This window comes from Promicromonospora sp. Populi, from assembly GCF_041081105.1.
Classification (GTDB): domain Bacteria; phylum Actinomycetota; class Actinomycetes; order Actinomycetales; family Cellulomonadaceae; genus Promicromonospora.
On sequence record NZ_CP163528.1, the window covers coordinates 2,875,522 to 2,899,105 of the forward strand.

Consider the following 23,584-nt stretch of genomic DNA (forward strand, 5'->3'; position numbering starts at 1 on the left):
TTTCTCGATCATGACCCCTATGACGGACACCCCGGGAACGGCGGGCCCGGCCTCGGACCTGCCCGACAAGCGGGTCGGGTTCATCGGCCTCGGCGTCATGGGCCAGCCGATGGCCCTCAACCTCGCCCGCGCCGGCGTCGAGCTGATCGTCTGGAACCGTACGCCTGAGCGGGCGGCGCCGCTCCGCGCCTCCGGCGCCGTCGTCGCCAATTCTGTGGACGAGGTGTTTGACGGTGCGCCGACGGTGCTCCTGATGCTTGCGAATGAAGAGGTCACCGATCAGGTGCTCGGCCGAGGCACCCCCGACTTTGCTCGACGCGTCGCCGGTCATCTGGTCGTCTCGAGCGGCTCCGTCTCACCCGGCTACTCCCGGGGGCTCGCTGCCGACATCCACAGTGCGGGAGGCAGATTCGTCGAGTCGCCGGTCTCCGGCTCGCGGGGCCGGCCGAGGCCGGGACGCTCATCGGCCTTCTCGGCGGTGACCAGGACGACGTCGAACAGGCGATCCCGCTGCTCGCCCCGATGACGAACGAGACGATCTGGTGCGGCCCGGTCGGCAACGGGGCGCTGATGAAGCTCTCGGTGAACCACTACCTCAATGTCACGGTCGCGGCCCTCGCCGAGGCCACCCACTTCGCCGACAGCCACGACCTAGGCCGCGCCCTGTTCCAGAGGGCCATCATGGCGGGGCCGATGGCGAGCGAGATCGCCCGAGTGAAGCTGGAGCAGCTCGTCACCGCGGACTTCGAGGTGCGCGCGGCGGTGACCGACGTATTTGCCAGCACGCGGCTGATCGCGGATGCGGCACGCGGGAGCGGGATCGCCTCACCGTTGCTCGACCTGGCCAGCGACCTCTATCGCGAGACCGTGGAGCACGGCAACGGGCGACGCGACATGATCGCCGTCATCGACGCCATCGAGGCACGCACCCGTGCTCACGCGGACGGGCAAGAATTAGGCCGCGCTCCCAGCTGACGGTGGCATCAACAGGCTCTCGGCGCACAAGGTCTTCCGCTGGGTGCCCCCACCCGGATTCGAACCGGGACTGTGCCGGGTTTAAGCCGGCTGCCTCTGCCAGTTGGGCTATGGGGGCCCACCTCAGAGAATACCGAGTTCGGTCAGTTGCACGGCGCCGGCGCCGAGTTCGGTCGGTTGCTTCGAGATCGGTCAAGTGATTGACCGATCTCGAAGCAACCGACCGAACTCGAACCCCGCAGACGACCGGCGCGAAACGCAACCGGGTCAGGCCTTCGCGCCCGTCTCTGCCCGCTCGGCGGACGACTCCGCCTTCTGCTCGACCTTCTCGCCCGCCGGCTTCGGCGGCACGGAGGCGCTGCGGAACTCCTGGCGCGGGTCGTGCAGGGAGCCCAGCGAGACCAGCTCGCGGCCCATGAGGAACTGGCCGATCCAGCCGATCAGGATGCGGACCTTGCGGTTCCCGGTCGGCATCGCCATGACGTGGTAGCCGCGGTGGGCGACCCAGGCGAGGAACCCGCGCAGCTTGATGAAGCCGAAAAGCTCAGCGACGCCCTTGTAGAGCCCCAGCGACGCGACCACACCGACGTTCTTGTGGTTGTAGTCGACGGCGGGCTTGTCCTTGTACAGCGCCACGATGTTGTCGGCCAGCCGCACGGCCTCGCGGATCGCGTGCTGCGCGTTCGGCGGGCAGAACTTTCCGGGGTTGAGCACGTCCGGCACCGCGGCGCAGTCGCCCGCGGCCCAGGCGCCCTCGATGATCTCCCCGTCCTGGGTCGCGACCTGCAGCGTGGGGAGCACGATGGCGCGGCCCAGCTTGTCGACCGGGAGGTCGGACGCCTCCTTGAGGACCGGGTTCGCCTTGACGCCGGCGGTCCACACGATCGTGTCGGTGTCGAACTCGACGCCGGTCGAGGTCACCACGTGCCCGTCCACGCAGGACGAGAGGAACGTGTTGAGGTGGAACTCGATGCCGCGCTTCTTCATCTCCGCGAGGGCGTACTCGCCCATCGGCTCCGTGACCTCGGGCAGGATCCGGCCGGCGCCCTCGATCATGACGAACCGCAGGTCGGACGCCTCGATCGTGTCGTACTGCCGCGTCGCGTACCGCGCCATGTCCTCGATCTCGGCGAGGGCCTCGATGCCGGCGAACCCGCCGCCCACGAAGGTGAACGTGAGCATGCGCTTGCGCAGGTCCGTGTCCCAGGTGGAGGACGCGACGTCCATGCGGTTGATGACGTGGTTCCGGACCGCGATGGCCTCTTCCACGTTCTTGAAGCCGATCGCCGCCTCCGCGAGGCCCGGGATGGGCAGCGTGCGGGAGACCGAGCCGAGGCCGACGACCAGCTGGTCGTACGTGACCTCGTACTCGTCGCCCTCCTCGGGCTGGATCTTCACGGCCTTGCGCCCGTGCTCGATGGCGGTGACCTTGCCCTGCAGCACGTCGATGCCCTTGAGGGCCTTGCGGTGCGGGGCAACAACGTCGCGGGCGTCGATCGAGCCCGCCGCTGCCTCCGGCAGGAAGGGCGCGTACGTCATGTAGGGCCGCGGGTCGACGACCACGATGGCCGCCTCCCGCTTCTTCAGCTTCTTACGCAGGCGGCGCGCCACGTAGAGGCCGACGGACCCGCCGCCGAGCACCACGATGCGCGGCACCTTCCGCGGGCGCGGCGTGCTCGCCGCATCGGAAGCATGGCTGACCGAGGTCAGGTCGTTCTGAGGCATGATTCCCAGAGTACCGCTCGGTGCCTGCCCGTATCGACACGACAAAGAGCGGCGTGTGCGTGAGGCACACCACGCCGTCGTCGCCGCTGTCAGGAACTTCCTCGATCCTCTGGCCTCCCCAACGGACGAGCACCGCCGGAGGTTCCCGTCACACCATGGACAGGGCGATCCCGTCGAGGATGTCCTGCTCGCTGGTCACCACGTGGGTCAGAGTCCCGCCCTCGGCCTCGACGTCCGCCACGACCCGCGTGATCACCTCGGACCACACGAGGGCCCCGGCAGCGATCACGTCGACCCGCCCCGGGTGCAGAAAACCCATGGCGGTCCGCTCGGCTCGCGGCGCGGCGAGCAGCGCGGCGCAGGAGGCCAGCACCGCCGCGACCGGCAGCTCCGCCTGGTTCACGCGCTCGCGCTGGTACTCGGCCAGCCCCAGTGCGTGCGCGGTCACGGTCGTGATCGAACCGGCCAGCCCCACCAGCGTGCCGGTCTTGCCGAGCGGCACCACGCGGGCCGCGTCGTCCAGGTGGGCGCGCACGTCCGCGCGGGCCGTGTCGATCTCGCCCACCGACGGCGGATCGCTGTGCAGGTGCCGCTCAGTCATCCGAACCGAACCGACATCCATCGAGAAGCTCGCCTCAACAGAGCCCGTGCCGAGGACCAGCTCGGTCGATCCACCGCCGAGGTCGACCACGAGGAACGGCCCCGCGTGTGCCTCGGCGACGGCGCCGGTGGCGCCGCGGAACGACAGCTGCGCCTCCTCGGCACCGCTGATCACCTCGACGTCGACACCGAGCGCGGCCCGCACGCCGTCGAAGAACGCGTCGCGGTTCCGCGCGTCCCGCGTGGCCGACGTCGCGACGAACCGCACCCGCTGCGCGCCCGCGGCCTCGATCACCGCCGCGTACCCGCGGGTCGCCGCGAGCGTCCGCTCCAGCGCCTCCGGAGCGAGCTCGCCGGTGCGGTCGACACCCTGGCCCAGCCGCACCACCTCCATGCGGCGGTCGAGCTCGGTGAGGTTTCCGGCGTCGTCGACGTCCGCGACGAGCAGGCGGATCGAGTTGGTGCCGCAGTCGATCGCGGCCACACGAGAGGAAGTCACGCGAAGATTCTCCCCCAGCCGCAGCCCAAGGCGGGGGTCAGCAGGTGCAGCGGTCCGGGCGCCAGGTGTCCCGCGCCAGGGCGAGCGCCTCGTCGCCGAGCGGGTTCACACCCGGGCCCGCGGCAAGGGCGTGCGCGAACAGCACGTGCAGGCACTTGACCCGGGTAGGCATACCGCCGGCGGAGATGCCGTCGATCTCGTCCACGTGGCCGATCGCCTCGCGCTGCGCGAGGTAGTGCTCGTGGGCCTTCCGGTACGCGGCGGCCAGCTCCTCGTCGGACTCCAGCCGCTCTGTCATCTCCTTCATCACCCCGTTCGCCTCCAGCGTCGAGGCGGCGGCCACCGCTCCGGGGTGCGTCAGGTAGAAGACGGTCGGGAACGGGGTGCCGTCGGGCAGCCGGGGCGCGGTGCGCGCCACGGTCGGACGCCCGCACACGCAGCGCGCCGCGATGCCCACAACGCCCCGCGGCTCCCGGCCGAGCTGCTCGGCCAGGACACGCAGATCGTCGTCGGACACGGTGTCGATCACGGAGTTCACCGCACCATTGTCCCCCAGCCCAGGAGCAGGCCGACGAGGCCTACTCGCCGCCCGCTATCCGCAGCGAGTCCCACACGGTTGTGTACCAGGGCGACGCCGCGTCCTCGGACGCTCCGGGCGACGGCTCGACGACCCCGGGCTCCGGCTGCTCCGGCTGCACGGAGTCGGTGTCGAGCGGGCGCCACACCTTGTCCCCCGGCATGACGAACCGCAAGCGCGACCGCGCCTGCTCGATCACGTACGACGGGTCCTCCCAGCGGGTCAGCTCCGTCTCGAGCTCGTCCCGCTGGGCCTGCTGCTCGCTCAGCTCGGACCGCAGGTCACGGAGCTCGGCCTGCTGCGTCACGACGGCGCGCACGGTCGGCAGCAGCAGCACCACCGCGAGGAGCACCACCACGGACAGCACCATCGCGCGGACCGTCAGGACCTCCGGCAGCACAAGCCCGAAGCTGCCCCGCTTACGGTCGGCGCGCGGCGGGGGCACGCTGCCGGTAACCGTGCGGCGGCGCGGCTGGGTAGGTCGTTTCACTCCGCTGCCCGACGTCGGACGCGCTCCCCGCGGAGCGGCCGCACCCGAACGCGCGGCGGGCCGTGCGGGCGTGCGGGCCGCGGGGGTACGGCGGCTCGCCGACGACGGCGTGGCGGGCTTCCGGGCGGACGACGTCCCCGAGGCGGACCCGGCGGGTGTGGACCCGGACTTCTTCGGCGCCCCCTTGCCCTTCGCCGGCGTCGACCCCTTGCCCTTTGCGCCACCCTTCGCGCCCGAGGAACCCGAGGATCCCGCGCCCGAACCGGCGCGCGGCGCCGGCGACGGGCGCGCACCCGAGTCGCGCGCCGCACCCGAGGGCCGCGCCGGGCGACGTGAGGAAGGCATGGGTCGATTGTGCCGATTCGCCGACCCTTTGTACCGCCATTACCTCCGGCGCGCCGTGTGTCGAACCTGTGGAACGCGAAAGTCCGCCCCGACCAAGCGGGCCGGCATGCGTTTCGCGTGAAAAGCATGCCGAACCGCTTGATCAAAGCGGACTCCCGGCGAGGGGCAGCGAGGGCCCCGGGGCTCAGCCCTGGAAGCGGGGGAACGCCGACCGGCCGGCGTAGGTGCCGGCCTCGTCGAGCGCCTCTTCGATGCGCAGGAGCTGGTTGTACTTGGCGATGCGCTCGCCACGGGCGGAGGCACCGGTCTTGATCTGGCCGGCGTTCGTCGCCACGGACAGGTCCGCGATGGTGGTGTCCTCGGTCTCGCCGGAGCGGTGCGAGGTCATCGTGGTGAAGCCGTTGCGCTGGGCCAGCTCCACGGCGTCGAGCGTCTCGGTGAGCGTGCCGATCTGGTTGAGCTTCACCAGCAGCGAGTTCGCCGCCTTGAGCTCGATGCCCTTGGCGAGGCGCTCGGGGTTGGTGACGAACAGGTCGTCGCCCACGATCTGCACCTTGTCGCCGACCTTGCCCATGAGCCCGGCCCAGGCGTCCCACTCGTCCTCGGACAGCGGGTCCTCGATCGAGACCAGCGGGTAGTCCGCGACGAGCTGCTCGTAGTACGCGACGAGCTCGTCCGAGGTCTTCTTGCCACCCTCGAACGCGTACACGCCGTCGGAGAAGAACTCCGTGGCGGCCACGTCGAGCGCGAGGGCGACGTCCGTGCCCGGCTTGAGGCCCGCGCGCTCGATGGCGACGAGGATCAGGTCGAGCGCTTCACGGTTGCTGGAGAGGTTCGGCGCGAAGCCGCCCTCGTCGCCCAGGCCGGTGCTCAGGCCCTTCTCCTTCAGCACGGACTTGAGTGCGTGGTACACCTCGGTGCCGGTGCGCAGCGCCTCCTTGAAGGTCGGTGCGCCGATCGGGGCGACCATGAACTCCTGGATGTCCACGTTCGAGTCCGCGTGGGACCCGCCGTTCAGGATGTTCATCATCGGCACGGGCAGCACGTGGGCGTTCGGGCCGCCCACGTAGCGGAACAGGTCCAGGCCCGAGCTCTTGGCGGCGGCCTTCGCGACGGCGAGGGACACGCCCAGGATCGCGTTCGCGCCCAGCTTGCCCTTGTTCGGGGTGCCGTCCAGGTCCAGGAGCACCTGGTCGATGATGCGCTGCTCCTCGGCGTCGTACCCGACGAGCTCGGGGGCGATCTCGTCGTTGACGGCCGCGACCGCCTTCTCGACACCCTTGCCCAGGTACCGGGACTTGTCGCCGTCACGCAGCTCGACGGCCTCGAACGCGCCGGTCGAGGCGCCGGACGGGACCGCCGCACGGGCGAAGGTGTCGTCGTCCAGGACGATCTCGACCTCCACGGTGGGGTTGCCGCGCGAGTCGAGGATCTCGCGTGCTCCAACGGCTTCGATGCTAGCCAACGGGGTCTCCTTCTAAGGATGTTGCTCGGAGGTTACGGCCCTCAGCCTAGAACGTCCGGGGACGGGGCGGGGAACCGTCCACAGGGCCGCAGTTCACAGGGTCACCACAGGTTAGGAACAGCGCCGCCACAGAAGCAGTACCTAGCGTTCCCGCTGTCCGGCGCAGGCCGCCCCACGGAGCCACCCGCTCCGCCCGCTCGCCCACGACCCCAGGGCCCAGCGGCACTACCCCGCGAGGCGGTCTGCGCGGACACCAGATTCCCCCGCACGTCCCCTCCGGACCCCAGGCAGGAGCCCATGTTCTTCACCTATCTGCGCAGAGAGCTGCGCAACCGACGCAAGCAGACCGTCGTGGTGGCGATCGGCCTCGCGGTAGCAATCGCGCTGGTCATCGTCGTCAACTCGGTATCGACCGGCGTCAGGGACGCGCAGTCCGAGGTGCTCGAGTCCGTATACGGCGTCGGCACCGACGTCACCGTGACCCAGCCCGCTGAGCGCGGCGAGGGCGGACCCGGCCGCTTCGAGTTCGGCCAGGAGGACGGCGAGACGACCGAGGAAGGCACCGAAAGCCTCTCGCAGGACCGCCTCACCGCCGCGATGGGGTCGACGGCGTTCGCCGCCACCGCCCTGGACTCCGTGGCCGGCCTGGACCACGTGTCTGGCGTCGCCGCGACGCTCGACCTGCAGAACATGTCGTTCGCCGGCGAGGTGCCTGCACAAGCGGAGGCACCCACCACAGAGGAGGAGGCCCCGCCCGCCGGCGGACGAGGGGGCGGTGGGTCCGCGTTCGAGATCGACCAGTTCACGGTCACGGGCATCGACCCTGACGCTGCCGCCGTCGGGCCGCTGACCACCGTCGAGGTGGCCGACGGCCGGACCCTCGCGGCGGACGACGAGAACGTCGCGGTCCTGGATGCCACGTACGCCGAGACCTCCGAGCTCGCCGTCGGCGACACGATCACGGTGGGCGGTGAAGACCTGGACATCGTCGGCATCGTCACGTCCACGACGGGCGACGGCGTCGCGACGGCGTCCGACGTCTACGTGCCGCTCGCCACGGCCCAGACCCTCGCGGACCTCGCCGACCAGGTCACCGACGTCTACGTACAGGTCGACTCGGCCGAGAACGTCGACGCCGTGGCCGCCGCGATCGAGAGCGAGCTGCCCGACGCCTCGGTGAGCACCCAGTCGGACCTCGCCGCGGGCGTGACCGGATCCCTCTCCACGGCGTCCGACCTGGTCGGCACGCTCGGCACCTGGCTGAGCGCCATCGTGCTCGCGGCGGCGTTCGGCCTCGCAATCCTGTTCACCGTCTCCGGCGTGAACCGCCGCACGCGTGAGCTCGGCACCCTCAAGGCGATCGGCTGGAGCCGGAACCGCGTGGTGGGGCAGGTCGCCGGCGAGTCCGTCGTGCAGGGCCTGATCGGCGGCGTAGCGGGCCTCGCGCTCGGCGCGCTGGCGGTGTGGGTGGTGAACCTCGCGGGCATCACGCTGAGCGGCGCCTCGGGCGGCTTCACCATGGCCGGCCCGCGGATGGGCGGCGGGGGCGCGGCCGAGGGCGCCACGCTGCCGGAGGGCGCCGCGCCCCCGGCCGGCGGAGGCGGCGGCTTCGGTGCGATGGCCGACGCCGCGAACAGCGCCGTCGACGTTGTGCTCCAGGCACCGGTGAGCCTGTGGATAGTGCTGGCCGCCATCGGGCTGGCGGTGCTGGGTGGCCTGCTCGCCGGCGTCGTCGGCGGACAGCGCGCGGCGAAGCTGCGCCCCGCCGAAGCCCTCCGTTCCCTCGCGTGAATCTGACCGAGAAGAGGTAGACCCATGTATCAGATCGACGACCTGACCAAGACATACCGCCAGGGCAAGCGCGAGGTGCGGGCGCTGAAGGGAGTGTCCCTGACGATCGGCGACGGCGAGCTGGTCGCTGTCCAGGGCCCGACGGGCGGCGGCAAGTCCACGCTGCTGCAGATGCTCGGGGGCCTGGACCGGCCGACGTCGGGCAAGGTCCAGCTCGACGGGCAGGACCTCGCCGGGATGAGCGACGCGCAGCTCACCGCCGCACGGGCCGAGACCATCGGCTTCGTGTTCCAGAACTTCAACCTCATCCCCACGCTGACCGCACTGGAGAACGTGGAGACGGCGCTCGTGCCGTCGGGGATCGCGCGGCAGACCCGGACGGCACGGGCGATGGCCGCGCTCGAGTCGCTGGGGCTTGGCGACCGGGGCGACCACCTGCCAGGTGAGCTGTCGGGCGGGCAGCAGCAGCGGGTAGCGATCGCCCGGGCGCTCGTGAAAAACCCGAAGGTGCTGCTGGCCGACGAGCCCACCGGCAACCTCGACGAGGAGACCCGCGACGAGATCGTGGACCTCATCATCGGCCTGTGGAAGGACCAGGGGCTGACGATCGTGCTGGTCACGCACGACTCCGTGGTGGCAAAGCGGGCCCCCCGCCGGCTGCGGATCGCGAAGGGCGCGGTGAAGGAGATGCCGGTGGCCTGAGCGCCCCCTTCAGTGTCAGACCCTCAGGCCACACTGGTGGCCTGAGGGTCTGACCCGTCGGAGCAGGAGCGCAAGGCAAGGAGCCTCGGTCAATCGTTACAGACGATTAACAGGAGTTTCCGAGCGACCCAACTCCCGCGGCGATATGGTCCAGACCTCCCCGCCGTAAGACGGGGGAGACCAACTGGGAGGCAAATCAGTGAGGCAAGCACGCATCGCCACCTTCGTCGCAGGGGCGGCCGTGGTGGCCCTGACCGTCACCGGGTGCACCCCGGACGACACCGCCGAGGAAGACGGACCGGTCACCCTGAACCTGACGACCAGCCAGGACATGGAGACGCTCTTCCCGGGCGACTCCGGCATCAACGACAGCATCGGGGTGCTCGACGTCGTCTACGACGGCTTGGTCCGCTACGACCCGGAGACCACGGAGCCCTACAACTACGTGGCCGAGTCGATCGAGTCCGACGACAACACCGTCTGGACCATCACGATCAAGCCCGACCTGACGTTCCAGAACGGTGAGCCCGTCGACGCCGCTGCGTTCGCCCGCTCCTGGAACTACACGGCCGGCCACCCCGAGCTGTACAGCAACTACTTCTTCGAGCGCTTCGCGGGCTACGAGGACATGCAGGACGAGCTCGACGACGAGGGCGAGACCGTCGAGGAGAGCCCCGTCGAGGAGCTGTCGGGCCTGACGGTCGTGGACGACCTCACGCTCGAGGTCACGCTCAACGCGCCCTTCGCGGGCTTCGCCACGATGCTCGGCTACACGGGCTTCTACCCCATCGCCGAGGAGTGCCTCGCCGACGTCGCAGCCTGCTCTGTCATGCCGATCGGCAACGGTCCGTTCCAGATCACGGAGTGGGAGCAGGGTGTCTCCCTCGATGCCGAGCGCTGGACCGACTACCCGCTGGACGAGACGCCGGGGAGCATCGACGCCATCAACTGGCGGGAGTACTCGGGTGCATCGTCCTGGTCCGACTTCGAGACCGGCGACGTCGACGTCAGCTACCCGGCGCCGGCCGACCTGGCCGCGGCGCAGGAGGACCCCGAGCTCTCCGAGCGGCTCGCGCAGGCACCGGGCGCTGCCCTGACCTACATCGGCTTCCCGCTGTACGAGGACGGCCCGTGGCAGGACATCGAGTTCCGCAAGGCGATCTCCATGGCGATCGACCGCGACACCATCATCGAGAACCTGTCGGGCGGCCTGGCCGCCCCGGCGGACTCGTGGGTCGTGCCGGACGGCGTGCCCGGCGGCGTGGCCGGCACGTGCGAGTGGTGCACGTTCGACCCGGAGGCGGCGCAGGCCGCGCTGGAGGCGGCCGGCGGCTGGCCCGAGGGCGAGACGCTGACCATCTCGCTGGGTGACGACGAGGAAGAGATCGAGTACTTCCAGGCGATCGGTAACTCCATCGAGGCCACCCTCGGCATCCCGTACGAGCTCGCGCCGAACCCGGACTACTTCAGCGTCCGGTCCGCGCAGGGCTTCGACGGCATCTTCCGGAACAACTGGTTCCCGGACTACCCGCTGAACGAGAACTACCTGGCCTTCTACGCCGTGGGCGAGGAAGGCGCGGGCAACTTCGGCTGGTACAGCGAGGAGTTCGAGGCCAAGCTCGCGGAGGGTGACCGGGCAGCGACCCTCGACGAGGCGGTGGTCCTGTACCAGGAGGCCGAGGCGATCCTCGCCGAGGAGTTCCCGACCATCCCGTTCCGGTTCAACGTCGGCGCCGAGTACTACAGCGAGCGCCTGGACAACGTCGTGCTCGACCCGTTCAGCGGTGCGGTCAAGGTCCGCCTCCTCACGATCACGGAGTAACCCGTACGCCGAGTCAGTGCCGTGGTCCGACCGCGGCACTGACTCGGCGGCTGAACAATTGCCGCGGTCGGACCACGGCACTGACTCGGCGTTACCTGAGGAGACACATGGGGCGCTACATCCTCCGCCGTGTCGCGCAGGCGGTGGGCATGCTGTTCCTGGTGATGTTCGTGCTGCACCTGCTCACGACGCTCGCCATCCAGCTCAACGGCAATCCCGCCCTCGCGTTCTTCGGCGACAAGATTCCCTCGGCGGCGCAGCTCGCCGCCGTCGAGCAGCGGTTCGGGCTCGACGACCCCTGCTACGACCAGGCCGGCAACCCGTGCTTCGGGCCGTTCGTCGAGCGGCTCGGCCAGTACGCGCAGGGTGACTTCGGCACCAACCTGCGGGGGCGCGAGGTGACGGACATCGTCGCCAGCGCCGCCCCGAACACGCTGCGCCTCTTTGTCATGGTCACGATCACGTGGCTCCTGCTGGGCATGGTGCTCGGCTCGGTCGCCGCGCGGTGGCGTGGCTCGCCGTCGGACCACGGCATTCGCCTGACGTCGGTGCTCATCGACGCCCTGCCGGTGTTTGTGCTGCTCCTGGTCTACAAGGAGATCGTGACCGTACCGCTGAGCACCTGGTCCGAGGAAACCTTCGGCGAGAACAGCTGGCCGCCGTACTGGTTCAAGCCGTCGTTCGACCCGGAGCACCCGTGGGCCACGATCGCGGTGCCCGGCATCCTGCTGGGCCTGGCCGGTTCGGCCGCGTTCATCCGCCTGGTGCGCGCGAGCCAGCTCGAGTCGTACACCGGTGACCATGTGCGGACCGCGCGGTCGAAGGGGCTGACCGAGGGGCGCGTCGTGCTGCACCACGTGGTGCGCAACTCGTCGATCCCCGTGGTGACCGCCGTAGGCCTCACGTTCGCGGAGGCCCTGAGCGGCGCCGTCATCACCGAGGGCATCATGAACATCTACGGGATGGGCGGCGTCCTGTGGGACGCGGTGCGGAACAGCGACGTCGGCCTGGTGCTCGGCATCGTGACCATCCTGACCGCCGTGACGGTAGTGGTGATGATCGTCGTCGACATCGCCTATGCCGCGCTCGACCCGAGGATCCGTTATGAGTGAGGCACCATGAGCGAGGCAGCGTCCGCCGCGACCGGGGCCGTCGCCGGCGCCGCGTCCCGCACCCTGGCGTCGGACGCATGGCGCAGCCTGCGCCGCCGGCCCGACGTCATCGTCTCCAGCCTGATCATCCTGTTCTTCACGGTGCTTGCCGTGTTCCCCGGGCTGTTCACCTCGGTGAGCCCGCGGCACTGCGTCATCAGCGACGCCAAGATCAGGCCGCAGGGTTTCGGCAACCAGTTCCCGCTTGGCACGGACACCTTCGGGTGCGACACCCTGGCCCAGCTCGCGCACGGTTCCAGGCCGTCGCTGCTGCTCGCCCTGGTGGTGGTCGGCACCGCGCTGGTCATCGGGGTGACTCTGGGCCTGCTCGCCGGGTTCTACCTGGGCTGGGTCGACTTCCTGGTGTCGCGCACCGTGGAGGTCTTCCTGGTGATCCCGTACCTGCTGGCGGCGATGCTGCTGCTGAGCCTGTTCAAGAACGTGGACCTCGGCTCGGGCACGTTCTCCACGATCATGCTGCCCGCGATCGTGCTGACCCTGTTCGGCTGGATGGGCTACGCCCGGTACGTCCGGGCGAGCGTCCTGGAGGCCAAGAACCTCGACTACGTCACGGCCGCCCGCGCCCTGGGCGCGTCCGACCTGCGGATCATGTTCCGACACGTCCTGCCCAACGCGATCGGCCCGGTCACGGCGCTGATCCCGACGGCGATCGCCGGCGTCATCGGCGCGGAGGCCGTGCTGGCGTTCCTCGGCATCGGCGTGCGACCGCCCGCCATCTCCTGGGGAATCATGATCGAGAACGGTTCGTCATGGGTGCTCGGCGGATACCCGCACATGCTGCTGCTGCCGCTCGGCTGCCTGCTCGCGACGGTGCTGTCCCTGGTGGTGCTAGGCGACGCCCTGCGCGACGCCCTGGACCCGAGGCTCACGGCATGAGCGCCGCCACCAGCCCGGCATCGAGCCCGGCCACGACCCCGCCGTCGGGCACTCCCCTCCTTGAGGTCACCGACCTCGCCGTCGAGTTCCGTACGCCCGACGGCGCCGTGCGCGCCGTCGACGGGCTGTCCTACCGCGTGGAGGCGGGCCGCACGCTCGCGATCGTGGGCGAGTCCGGCTCAGGCAAGTCCGTGTCGTCGCTGGCTGTGCTGGGCCTGCTCCCGGACAACGCGCGCGTCACTCGCGGGACGGTCCGCCTGGCCGGCACCGACCTGCTCGCCCTGAGCCGCAAGGTGCACCGCGCCCGTTGCGGCGAGCAGGTGGCGATGGTGTTCCAGGACGCACTGGCCGCGCTCAACCCCGTGCACACCGTGGGCTACCAGCTCACGGAGGCGCTGCGGGCGCGGCGCGGGCTGTCGCGCGGGGACGCCCGCAGGCGGGCGGTCGAGCTGCTCGACCTGGTCAAGGTGCCGAACGCGAAGGCCCGCATCAAGGAGTACCCCCACCAGTTCTCCGGCGGTATGCGGCAGCGCGTCATGATCGCGACGGCGCTGGCGATGGACCCGGACGTGCTCATCGCCGACGAGCCCACCACGGCTCTCGACGTCACCGTCCAGGCGCAGGTGTTGCGCCTGCTCGCGGAGATCCAGGCGGAGCGGCACATGGGCCTGGTGCTGATCACGCACGACCTGGGCGTCGTGGCCGGCGTCGCCGACGACGTGACGGTGATGTACGCGGGCCGCGCCGTCGAGCAGGCGCCCGTCGTGCCCGCCTACACCACCCCCGCGCACCCGTACACCCGAGCGCTCCTGCGCTCGATCCCGTCGGCTGCCGGGACGGGGCGCCTGCCCGTGATCCCGGGCCGCCCGCCGAGCCCCGCCGCGAGACCGGCGGGCTGCCCGTTCCACCCGCGCTGCGACGCCGTGCGCGACGTGTGCCGCACCGAGGTGCCGCCGCTGGTCACCCCGGCGCCGGGCCGCACGTCGGCCTGCCACTTCGCGACGGACATCATGGCGGGGCGGGAACCACGGCCCGACGCCGAAGCGCCGGCCCCGGCCGAACCGGACACCGGAGGATCCGATGACTGAGCCGAAGGCGGAGACCGAGCCTGTGCTCGAGGTGCGCGACCTCGTCAAGCACTACCCGGTGCGGAGCGGCCTGCTGCGCCGTTCGAGCAGCGCAGTGAAGGCGGTCGACGGCGTCTCCCTCCGCCTGGACCGGGGACGCACCCTGGGGCTGGTAGGCGAGTCCGGTTCGGGCAAGTCGACGCTCGCGCGCGTGCTGGTCGGCATCGAGCGGCCGACGTCGGGCGAGGTGCTCGTGGACGGCGAGGACGTGACGCGCCTGTCCCGGGCCGGCCGCAAGCGGCTGCGCCGGGACGTCCAGATGGTGTTCCAGGATCCGTACACCTCGCTGAACCCGCGGATGTCAGTGGGCGAGATAGTGGGTGAGCCGTTCGCGATCCACGGCATCGCCCCGACCGGGGGCCGCCGGGCCGCGGTGGGCGAGCTGCTGGAGCTCGTCGGCCTGGAGCCCGAGCACGCGGGCCGGTACCCGCACCAGTTCTCGGGTGGGCAGCGGCAGCGCATCGGGATCGCCCGCGCGCTCGCCCTGCGGCCGAGGATCCTGGTGTGCGACGAGCCGGTCTCGGCGCTCGACGTCTCGGTGCAGGGCCAGGTCATCAACCTCCTGGAAGACCTCCAGGAGGAGCTGGGTCTGTCGTACCTGTTCGTGGCGCACGATCTCGGCGTCGTGCGGCACATCGCCCACGACGTCGCCGTGATGTACCTGGGGCGCATCGTCGAGCAGGGGCTCGAGCCCGAGGTGTACGACGGCGCACAGCACCCGTACACGCAGGCGCTCCTGTCGGCGGTGCCCGTGCCGGACCCGTCGGTGCGGCTGGTGCCGGCCACTCGCTCGGCGGGATCGGCCGAAGACGGATCGACGTCAACCAGCCGCGAGATAGTGCTGGAGGGCGATCCGCCCTCACCGGTCGACCCGCCGTCGGGCTGCCCGTTCCACACGCGCTGCTGGCTCGCGCCGACGCTGCCGGAGGCCGACGCCGCCCCGCGGCGGGTCCCCGTGGTGTGCGAGACCCAGGTGCCGGTGCTGGTCGCGCACCCCGAGGCAGGCGGGTCGACGGCGGCCGGTTCCGACGCTGCCGGGTCCAACGCAGCCACGTCCACGGCGGCCCACGTCGCCGCCTGTCACTTCGCGCGGGAGCTGGTCAGCCCCGGGGTCGGCGCATGACACGCGTCCTGGTGGTCCTGAACTCCCCCACGAGCTCGATGGGCCGGCTCGAGCAATGGCTCCCGGAGGCCGGCATCGAGCCGGTCCTGACCCCCGCTGCCGAGCTTCCCGAAAGTCTCGACGGTTTTGCGGGCGTCGTCCTGCTGGGCGGCGGCTTCATGCCCGACGACGACGCGGGCCACCCGTTCCTGCCGCGCGAGCGCGCCCTGACCGGCCAGGCGCTGGACGACGGCGTGCCGTTGCTCGGCCTCTGCCTCGGCGGCCAGCTGCTGGCACACGTCGCGGGCGGCCGTGTGACTGCGCGGTCCGGAGAGACGGAGCGCGGCATGTGCCCGCTCACGGTGCTGCCCGCCGCCGTCGGCGATCCGGTCTTCGGCGACCTGCCGGGGGTGCCGAACGGGCCCCTGTGGATGATCGAGAACCACGAGGACTCGGTCACCACGCTGCCGCCGTCGGCGACACTGCTGGTCACGAGCGGGGACTGCCCGATCCAGGCGTTCCGGGTGGGTGAGCGGGCCTGGGGCATGCAGTTCCACCCCGAGGCGCGGCCGGAGCGCATCGCAGCCTGGGACGAGGCGGCGCTCTCGGAGCAGGGCATCGACCGCGCAGAGCTGACCGAGGCGGCGCTGGTCCACGCCGCCGAGAACGAGGCGCAGTCGCGCGCGCTGGCCCGCGCCTGGACCGACGTCGTGCACAAGAACGCGAGGTAGGGCGAAGATCGACGAGAGGACGGACCAGATGGTGTCGACAGGGACACACAGCGACGGGTTGCCCACGCTGGCCTACCGGATCGCGCGGGCGTCGGGCGAGGTGCTCGCCGCGCGCCAGGACCACCTGGACTTCTACGCGGCCTCCACGGTGAAGCTCGCCGTGCTGGTCGCCGCGGCGCGCGCGCTCGACTCCGGCACGGCGAGCCTGGACGAGACGTGCATCGCGACCCGGACCTTCACCTCGCAGGTCCCTGGCGCGGGTGAGTACACGATCGAGCCCGACGACGTCGACACCGGCCTCCCGCCCGACGGCACCCCCATGCCGCTGGGCGACGTGATCAACCGGATGATCGTCGTCTCCTCCAACGAGGCCACCAACATCGTGGCCGAGCGGGTGGGGCTGGCCGCCGTCAACCAGGCGCTGGCCGACGCCGGAGCGACCCGCTCGACGTTCGGCCGCAAGTACTCCGACCTGGCCGCCGAGCAGGCCGGCGCCTCGCACCGCACTACCGCTGCTGACCTGTGCCTGCTCATGTCCGCAGTGGTGACGGGTGGGGTCGCGAGCCCGGAGCGGACCGCCTGGATGTGTGAGCTGCTCGGCCGCCAGACCGACCGCCAGCTCACCGCCGCGGTCCCGGGCCCCGGCGAGCCCGGCGCCGTCCCGTTCGGCTCCAAGTCCGGCTGGGTGGACGGCATCCGGCACGACGTCGCATTCGTGGGCGAGCCGGGACCGGACGCGCTGGTGATCGCCGTCTGCACCCGCGGCTACGACGAGCAGGCCGCCGAGGAAACCCTCAAGTCCCTGGGCGCCCTGGCGATCGCCCTGTCGTAACCGGACCGCAGTCGATCCCCTTCGAGTCCTAAGTTTCTTTGCTTTGCGGCCCCTCAAAGCGAAGAAACTTAGGACTCGAAAGGGATCGGGCTCAGCCCAGGAGGTCTCGGATCACCCAGAGGCCGTTCGCCACCTCCGTGAAGCTTGTGCTCAGCGGGGAGAGGCCCACGCGCAGGCCCTGCGGGGGGCGGAAGTCGGGCACCACACCCCGCGCCCAGGCCTCCGCGACCACCCGCTTGAAGTCCGGGTGGTCGAGCATGACGTGGCTCCCCCGGCGCTCGGGGTCCCGCGGTGAGGCGACGCGCACGCCCGCCAGGTACTCGTCGACGACCTCGATGGCGAACCCGGTCAGAGCCTGCGACTTCGCACGGACCGCAGGCATGCCCGCCTCCGAGATGAGCGCGAGCATGTCGCGCATCGGCAGCATGCCGATCACCGGCGGAGTCCCGCTGATGAGCTGCCGGATCCCAGCGGCGGGCTCGTAGTCCGGGCCCATCGCGAACGGGTCGGCGGCGCCCATCCAGCCCTGCACCGGCTGCCGCACCTCGTCCTGCAGACCGGCGGCCAGGTAGGCGAAGGCAGGTGAGCCCGGCCCGCCGTTCAGGTACTTGTAGGTGCAGCCGACGGCGATGTCCACGCCGTCGGCATCCAGGTCCAGCGGGACCGAGCCCGCCGAGTGGCACAGGTCCCACAGGACGAGCGCCCCGGCGTCGTGCACGATCCGCGTGATCGCGGGCAGGTCCGCGATGTACCCGGACTTGTAGGCAACGTGGCTGAGCAGCACGAGCGCGGTGTCCGGCCCGACGGCGGCCGCCACCTCCTCGGGCGTGACGCCGCTCTCGGCGTCGGGCGTGATCCACCGCAGCTCCAGGCCGCGTTCCGCGGCGATGCCCTGCAGCACGAACCGGTCCGTGGGGAAGTTCTCGGTGTCGGCGACGATCACACGGCGGCCCGGCCGGGCGTCAACAGCGGCGCGGGCCAGCTTGTAGAGCAGCACCGTCGTCGAGTCGGCGACGACGGTCTGTCCCGCCGCCGCACCGAGCGCCACCCGGCCGAGCGTGTCGCCGAGCTCGGTCGGCGCGTCCATCCAGCCCTCGTCCCAGGACCGGATCAGGCGCGCCGCCCACGGCCCGTCCACGAAGGACGCCAGCCGCTCGCGGGTGGCGGTCAGCGGCCTGCCCAGCGAGTTGCCGTCGAGGTAGGCGATCAGGCCCTCGCTCGGCGCAAAGAGGTCACGGTAGCGGGCGAGCGGATCGGCGGCGTCGAGCGCGGCGGCGCGGTCAAGCAGGCCAGCGGGCAGGTCAGGCAGGTCGGGCAGCTCGGCGGGGCGGTCTGCAGAGGGGGCGAGATCGGTCACGGGCGCTCCAGGTCGTTCGGTTCCGGCCCGAGCGTACGTCCTGCGCCAGGCTGCTCGGCCCGAACCCTTGACGCCCCAACGATCCCGTCAGTAATGTCCATGCCACCGGAGCGCAAGAACTCGACAAGAGCCTGCGCTTTTGTGCACAGAACCATGGCAAGTACCCAAGGTCAATCTGGTGACGACGACCGTCGACGACGACGGCAGATCGGGGACGCTGATGTTCCGCTCCACCAACCGCCACGCGCTCAGACCGGGGCTCGCTCCCAGCCTCATGGCAGTACTCACCGCCGCCGCCCTCGGCGCGTCGGTGCTCGTACCCACCTCCGCCACGGCGGCCGTCGCGGCCGTCGTCCTCTCCGCGGGCAAGCCCGCCGCGGCGAGCAGCAACAACGGCTCCTACCAGGCCGGCAACCTCACCGACGGAAACCAGTCCACGTACTGGGAGTCGACCAACAACAGCTTCCCGCAGTGGGCCCAGATCGACCTCGGCGCCGGGGCCACCGTCGAGCAGGTGGTGCTCAAGCTTCCCGCCTCCTGGGAGGCCCGGACGCAGACGCTGTCGATACAGGCCGGCGCCGACGGCGCGACCTTCACCACGCTCGCCGCGAGCGCCCAGCGACAGTTCAACCCGACTTCGGGCAACACGGTGACCATCGACGTCCCGGACACACAGGCGCGCTACGTGCGGGTCTCCGTGACGGCCAACACGGGCTGGCCCGCGGGCCAGCTCTCGGAGCTCGAGGTGCACGGCACGCCCGGCGATGTCGACCCGGAGGAGCCGGTCGAGGGCATCGACCTGGCCCCGGGCCGTCCCATCGTTGCCTCGTCGACCGAGTGGACCTATGTCGCGGCGAACGCCAACGACGGCAACACCAGCACCTACTGGGAGGGTGCGGGCGGTCAGTACCCGAGCACGCTCGCGGTGACGCTGGAGTCCGCAGCCCAGCTCAGCGACATCGTCGTGAAGCTGCCGCCGGCCACCGCCTGGGGGGCACGGACCCAGACCTTCTCGGTCCAGGGCCGCACTGGAGCGAGCGATGCATGGACCACGATCGCGCCGTCGGCCGCTCGTGCCTTCTCGCCCGCGACGGGCAACACCGTGACCATCCCGGTCACCGGCACCGCGCGGGAGGTGCGTCTCCAGTTCACCGGGAACACCGGGGCCGGTAACGGCCAGGTGGCGGAGTTCCAGGTGTTCGGCGCGCCGGCGGCCAACCCGAACCTCACGGTCACCGGCATCACGGCGAACCCGGCGACACCGACCGAGTCCAACCCGGTGGCCCTGTCCGCCACCGTGCGGAACATCGGCACGCTGCCGTCCGCGGCCACCGACGTGGCGTTCAGCCTCAACGGCAACACCGTGGGTACCGGCCAGGTCGGCGCTCTCGCCGCAGGTGCACAGGCCACGGTCACCGCGAACATCGGCGCACGCCCGGCCGGGTCGTATCAGCTCGGCGCAGTGGCCGACCCGTCGGGCACCGTGACCGAGCAGTCCGAGAACGACAACAGCTACACGCGGCCGGACCCGCTGGTGGTCACGGAGACCGCCAGCGCCGACCTGGTCCCGACCGTGTCGTGGACACCGAGCACCCCGACGGCGGGCGAGACCGTCACCTTCTCGGCGACGATCGCGAATCGGGGCACCCTCGCGACCTCTTCCGGCGCGCACGGCCTCACCCTTGTCATGCGGAACAGCAGCGGTTCGGTGGTGCGCACCCTCACCGGATCGGTCTCCGGTGCCATCGCGGCCGGGGCCACCAGCCAGAGCGTGAACCTGGGCACCTGGCCTGCGGCGAACGGCTCGTACGACGTCACCCTCACCGCGGCCAACGACCCGGCGGAGGTCGAGGCCAGGCGCGCCAACAACGTGGTGACCCAGTCGCTGTTCGTCGGCCTCGGCGCGAACATGCCGTTCGACACCTACGAGGCGGAGGACGGCGTGACCGGCGGCGGGGCTACCGCCATCGGGCCGAACCGGGTGGTCGGCGACCTCGCCGGCGAGGCGTCCGGGCGCCGGGCCGTCACGCTCGACGCGACCGGCGAGTACGTCCAGTGGACCACGCGAGCCCCCACCAACTCCCTGGTGGTGCGGTTCTCCATGCCCGACTCCGCTGGCGGCGGGGGCACGAACTCCACGCTCGCGGTCTACGTCGACGGTGTGTTCCTCAGGAACATCGACCTGACCTCGCGGTACGCGTGGCTGTACGGCAACGAGGCAAACCCCGGCAACCAGCCGGGCCAGGGCGCCCCGCGGCACATCTACGACGAGGCCAACACCCTGCTCGGCACCACCGTCGCGGCGGGGCACACCATCCGGCTGCAGAAGACGGCGAGCAACACCAGCACGTACACCGTCGACTTCGTCGACCTGGAGCAGGTCTCGGCCCAGGCCAACCCCGACCCGGCGCGGTACGTGGTGCCCACCGGGTTCACGCACCAGGACGTGCAGAACGCGCTCGACCGGTTCCGGATGGACACCACCGGCAACCTGGCCGGCGTCTACCTCCCCGCCGGTGACTACCAGACCGCCAGCAAGTTCCAGGTCTACGGCAGGGCGGTCGACATCGTGGGCGCCGGGCCGTGGTTCACCAAGTTCCATGCGCCGGCAGGGCAGGAGAACACCGACATCGGGTTCCGGGCCGAGGGCACCGCGAGCGGCTCGACGTTCCGTGACTTCTCGTACTTCGGCAACTACACCTCACGGATCGACGGCCCCGGCAAGGTCTTCGACTTCGCGAACGTGTCGAACATGACCATCGACAACATCTGGGTCGAGCACATGATCTGCATGTTCTGGGCCGCCAACATGGACGGCTCGGAGATCGTGGACTCGCGGATCCGGAACACGTTCGCCGACGCCCTGAACATGACCAACGGCAGCGCGAACAACCACGTGCACAACAACCAGGCACGGGGTACCGGGGACGACTCGTTCGCACTGTTCGCCGCCACGGACGCCGGGGGCAGCGGCCAGCGGGGCAACGTGTTCGAGAACCTCACGTCCACGAACACCTGGCGGGCCGCTGGCCTGGCCGTCTACGGCGGGCAGGACAACACGTTCCGCAACATCTACATCGCGGACACGCTGGTCTACTCGGGCATCACGATCAGCTCGCTGGACTTCGGGTACCCGATGGAGGGATTCGGCCCCGCGCCGACAACCTTCGAGAACATCTCAGTGGTGCGCTCCGGCGGGCACTTCTGGGGTGCGCAGGTGTTCCCGGCGGTGTGGCTGTTCTCCGCATCGAGGACGTTCACCGCGATCCGGGTGAACAACCTCAGCATCGTGGATCCGACGTACTCGGGAATCATGTTCCAGACCAACTACGTCGGTGGCCAACCGACCAACCCGATCCAGGACACGGTGTTCACCAACACGTCGATCACCGGTGCTCAGCGCAGCGGTGACGCGTACGACGCCAAGTCCGGTTACGGCCTCTGGGCCAACCCGCTGCCGGAGGCGGGTCAGGGCCCGGCCGTCGGCTCGGTGACGTTCAACGGCCTGACGTTCTCGAACAACTTCCGCGACATCGAGAACACGACGTCCACCTTCACGATCAACCGCAACTGACCCTCCCACTCTGACTCGCCGTACCAGCGACGGCGAGTCAGAGCGGTGGTCGGACCGGGCCACTGACTCGCCGCACCTGGTGCGGCGAGTCAGTGGCCCGGTTCCGTTTCGGTCGCGTCTGGGAGACGAGTGGCCGCGCGGAGCCAGGTGATCAGGTCCGGCGCCGTCTCCGGGAGCGGTAGCGGCGCGGTCAGGGCAAGGGCCGACGGCGGGGCGAGAACCGCACGCAGCAGCGACTCCCCTTCGAGCACCCGCCCGAGCAGCCCGATCTCACGCTCGTTCACGCCGACCGGCGTCGGCCCGTTGCCCATGTCCGTGCCGTAGACGAGCGTGCCGCCCGCCGCGACGAACATTCGGGCATTGTCGAGCGCCCGCTCCAGGCCGAACGAGCCACCCGGCCCGTCGTGGATCGCGAAGGTGGAGATCCACGTCATGTGCGTCGCCCGCGCGATCACGGCGTCGGGCAGCGTCTCGGTCCACGGCACGTGCACCAGCGTGTCCGCGCCGGCGTCGATCGCGCGCTCGGCCTGCCCCGCACCCTCGGCGTGCACAACCACCGGCAGCCCCGCCGCGTGCGCCTCGGCGACGAGTGCCCGCAGCACGTCGTCGGGCAGCAGGGGCAAACCCGAGTGCAGGGCGACCTTGATCGCGAACCCGCCCCCGGCGGCGACGTCGGCCACCGCCTCGGCGGCGGCGCGCGGCGAGGCGATGTGCCGCACCGCGGCGGCAGGCGCCCAGGAGCGCCCGGTCGGATACCCGCCGGGCGCGGTGTGGAACGGCCCGGCATAACGCACCCGGACGCCCGACGGCGGCGCGGCGGCCCAGGTGACCGCCTCGCGCGGGTCCCAGCCCAGGTCGTGCACCTCGGTGACCGTGCTCCCGGCCAGGAGCTCTCGGTCGACCAGGCCCAGGTGCACGTGGTGGTCGACGACACCCGGGAGCATCGTCGACGGCGTGCCCTCAGGCACCGAGCGGGCCGTCGATCTCGGTGCGCACCGAGATGAGCTCCGGGAAGAATGTGAGGTCCAGGGCCCGCTTCAGGAAGCCGACGCCGCTGGAGCCGCCCGTACCGGTCTTGAAGCCGATGGTGCGCTGCACCGTGCGCAGGTGGCGGAACCGCCAGAGCTGGAACGCGTCCTCGATGTCGACCAGGTCCTCGCACGCCTCGTACAGCTCCCAGTTGCCGTGCGGGTCCTCGTAGATCGACTTGAAGACCGCGATCAGTTCCGGGTGCTCGACCCAGGCCTGGGTGACGTCGCGGTCCAGGATCTCGGCCGGGACCTCGTGCCCTCGCCGGGCCAGCAGGCGCAGGAACGCGTCGTAGACGGTGGGCTCGCCGAGCAGCTGCGCCAGCAGGGCGTGCACCTCGGGCTTGTCCCGGAAGACCTGGAGCATCCCGGCGTTCTTGTTGCCGAGCAGGAACTCCACCGCGCGGTACTGGTGCGACTGGAAGCCCGAGGACTGCCCCAGCGAACCCCGGAACTCGGCATACTCGCTGGGCGTGAGGGTCGCCAGGACGGACCACTGCTCGGTGATGGTGCGCTGGATGTGCTTCACGCGGGCCAGGCCCTTGAGCGCCCGCGACAGGTCGTCGGAGTCGAGGAACCGCCGCACGGCGCGCAGCTCGTGCACCACCAGCTTGAGCCACAGCTCGGTGGTCTGGTGCTGGATGATGAACAGCAGCTCGTCGTGGTGCGGCGGGTCGCTCATCGGGTGCTGTGCGGAAAGGAGCGCGTCCAGCCCCAGGTAGGAGCCGTAGTCCATCTCGTCGCGGAAGTCCGTGCGGATGGAGGCCTCGATGGGCCGGGTGTTACCAGTCACG

Annotated in this window: 20 protein-coding genes and 1 tRNA gene; 12 read left to right on the forward strand and 9 right to left on the reverse strand. The window is 70.7% G+C overall.

The annotated features are described in order from the left end of the window. Positions 1-10 precede the first annotated feature (10 nt). Positions 11-526, forward strand: a complete 516-nt coding sequence (locus AB1046_RS12960) for an NAD(P)-dependent oxidoreductase (RefSeq protein WP_369369719.1) — start codon at positions 11-13, stop codon at positions 524-526. Further along, the gene (locus AB1046_RS12965) at positions 523-975 is read left to right on the forward strand and encodes an NAD-binding protein (RefSeq protein WP_369369720.1); all 453 of its coding nucleotides are present in this window, start codon (positions 523-525) and stop codon (positions 973-975) included. Before AB1046_RS12960 ends, AB1046_RS12965 begins: the two co-directional genes overlap by 4 nt. 44 nt (positions 976-1,019) lie before the next feature. On the opposite strand, the gene AB1046_RS12970 is transcribed toward AB1046_RS12965, so the two are convergent. The 6 genes from AB1046_RS12970 to eno all read right to left on the reverse strand — a co-directional run bounded on the left by AB1046_RS12970 (position 1,020) and on the right by eno (position 6,676). After that, positions 1,020-1,093, reverse strand: a tRNA-Leu gene (locus AB1046_RS12970). 149 nt (positions 1,094-1,242) lie between these two features. Then, entirely contained in the window at positions 1,243-2,700 is a 1,458-nt protein-coding gene (locus AB1046_RS12975) for an NAD(P)/FAD-dependent oxidoreductase (protein WP_369369721.1), read from the reverse strand. A gap of 148 nt (positions 2,701-2,848) precedes the next feature. Then, positions 2,849-3,799: an exopolyphosphatase gene (locus AB1046_RS12980; protein ID WP_369369722.1), complete on the reverse strand. Its 951-nt coding sequence runs from the start codon at positions 3,797-3,799 to the stop codon at positions 2,849-2,851. Between the two features lie 37 nt (positions 3,800-3,836). Then, complete coding sequence (locus tag AB1046_RS12985; protein ID WP_369369723.1) at positions 3,837-4,337, reverse strand: DUF501 domain-containing protein; 501 nt, start codon at positions 4,335-4,337, stop codon at positions 3,837-3,839. 40 nt (positions 4,338-4,377) lie between these two features. Further along, the gene (locus AB1046_RS12990; RefSeq protein WP_369369724.1) at positions 4,378-5,211 is read right to left on the reverse strand and encodes a septum formation initiator family protein; all 834 of its coding nucleotides are present in this window, start codon (positions 5,209-5,211) and stop codon (positions 4,378-4,380) included. A gap of 184 nt (positions 5,212-5,395) precedes the next feature. Continuing rightward, positions 5,396-6,676, reverse strand: coding sequence for a phosphopyruvate hydratase (gene eno, locus AB1046_RS12995; RefSeq protein WP_369369725.1), 1,281 nt, complete (start codon positions 6,674-6,676; stop codon positions 5,396-5,398). 297 nt (positions 6,677-6,973) lie between these two features. On the opposite strand from eno, the gene AB1046_RS13000 reads away from it, so the two are divergent. The 9 genes from AB1046_RS13000 (at position 6,974) to AB1046_RS13040 (ending at position 16,831) form a co-directional block, all read left to right on the forward strand. Further along, positions 6,974-8,467, forward strand: coding sequence for an ABC transporter permease (locus AB1046_RS13000; protein WP_369369726.1), 1,494 nt, complete (start codon positions 6,974-6,976; stop codon positions 8,465-8,467). Between the two features lie 24 nt (positions 8,468-8,491). Further along, positions 8,492-9,169, forward strand: coding sequence for an ABC transporter ATP-binding protein (locus tag AB1046_RS13005; protein WP_369369727.1), 678 nt, complete (start codon positions 8,492-8,494; stop codon positions 9,167-9,169). Between the two features lie 199 nt (positions 9,170-9,368). After that, positions 9,369-10,991 (forward strand): ABC transporter substrate-binding protein, encoded by a 1,623-nt coding sequence (locus AB1046_RS13010; RefSeq protein ID WP_369369728.1) that lies wholly within the window; start codon positions 9,369-9,371, stop codon positions 10,989-10,991. Positions 10,992-11,098: 107 nt separating this feature from the next. Beyond that, positions 11,099-12,103 carry an ABC transporter permease gene (locus tag AB1046_RS13015; RefSeq protein ID WP_369369729.1) on the forward strand — a complete coding sequence of 335 codons (1,005 nt, stop codon included), beginning with the start codon at positions 11,099-11,101 and terminating at the stop codon, positions 12,101-12,103. A gap of 6 nt (positions 12,104-12,109) precedes the next feature. Next, positions 12,110-13,039, forward strand: coding sequence for an ABC transporter permease (locus AB1046_RS13020; RefSeq protein WP_369369730.1), 930 nt, complete (start codon positions 12,110-12,112; stop codon positions 13,037-13,039). Further along, the gene (locus AB1046_RS13025; protein ID WP_369369731.1) at positions 13,036-14,127 is read left to right on the forward strand and encodes an ABC transporter ATP-binding protein; all 1,092 of its coding nucleotides are present in this window, start codon (positions 13,036-13,038) and stop codon (positions 14,125-14,127) included. The genes AB1046_RS13020 and AB1046_RS13025 overlap by 4 nt, the downstream gene beginning before the upstream one ends. Beyond that, positions 14,120-15,289 (forward strand): ABC transporter ATP-binding protein, encoded by a 1,170-nt coding sequence (locus AB1046_RS13030; protein WP_369369732.1) that lies wholly within the window; start codon positions 14,120-14,122, stop codon positions 15,287-15,289. Before AB1046_RS13025 ends, AB1046_RS13030 begins: the two co-directional genes overlap by 8 nt. Further along, positions 15,286-15,999, forward strand: coding sequence for a type 1 glutamine amidotransferase (locus tag AB1046_RS13035; protein WP_369369733.1), 714 nt, complete (start codon positions 15,286-15,288; stop codon positions 15,997-15,999). Before AB1046_RS13030 ends, AB1046_RS13035 begins: the two co-directional genes overlap by 4 nt. Positions 16,000-16,027: 28 nt before the next feature. Beyond that, positions 16,028-16,831 (forward strand): serine hydrolase, encoded by an 804-nt coding sequence (locus tag AB1046_RS13040; RefSeq protein ID WP_369369734.1) that lies wholly within the window; start codon positions 16,028-16,030, stop codon positions 16,829-16,831. A gap of 91 nt (positions 16,832-16,922) precedes the next feature. Here AB1046_RS13040 and AB1046_RS13045 read toward each other — a convergent pair whose 3' ends face one another. Next, complete coding sequence (locus AB1046_RS13045) at positions 16,923-18,140, reverse strand: kynureninase (RefSeq protein WP_369375695.1); 1,218 nt, start codon at positions 18,138-18,140, stop codon at positions 16,923-16,925. A 226-nt stretch (positions 18,141-18,366) separates the two neighbouring features. On the opposite strand from AB1046_RS13045, the gene AB1046_RS13050 reads away from it, so the two are divergent. Then, positions 18,367-21,762, forward strand: a complete 3,396-nt coding sequence (locus AB1046_RS13050) for a discoidin domain-containing protein (RefSeq protein WP_369369735.1) — start codon at positions 18,367-18,369, stop codon at positions 21,760-21,762. 89 nt (positions 21,763-21,851) lie between these two features. Here the strand turns inward: AB1046_RS13050 and AB1046_RS13055 are convergent, their stop codons facing one another. Next, positions 21,852-22,730 carry a hydrolase gene (locus tag AB1046_RS13055; RefSeq protein WP_369369736.1) on the reverse strand — a complete coding sequence of 293 codons (879 nt, stop codon included), beginning with the start codon at positions 22,728-22,730 and terminating at the stop codon, positions 21,852-21,854. Then, on the reverse strand, positions 22,723-23,583 hold the full coding sequence (gene kynA / locus AB1046_RS13060) for a tryptophan 2,3-dioxygenase (RefSeq protein WP_369369737.1): 861 nt from the start codon (positions 23,581-23,583) through the stop codon (positions 22,723-22,725). Before kynA ends, AB1046_RS13055 begins: the two co-directional genes overlap by 8 nt. Position 23,584 lies beyond the last annotated feature (1 nt).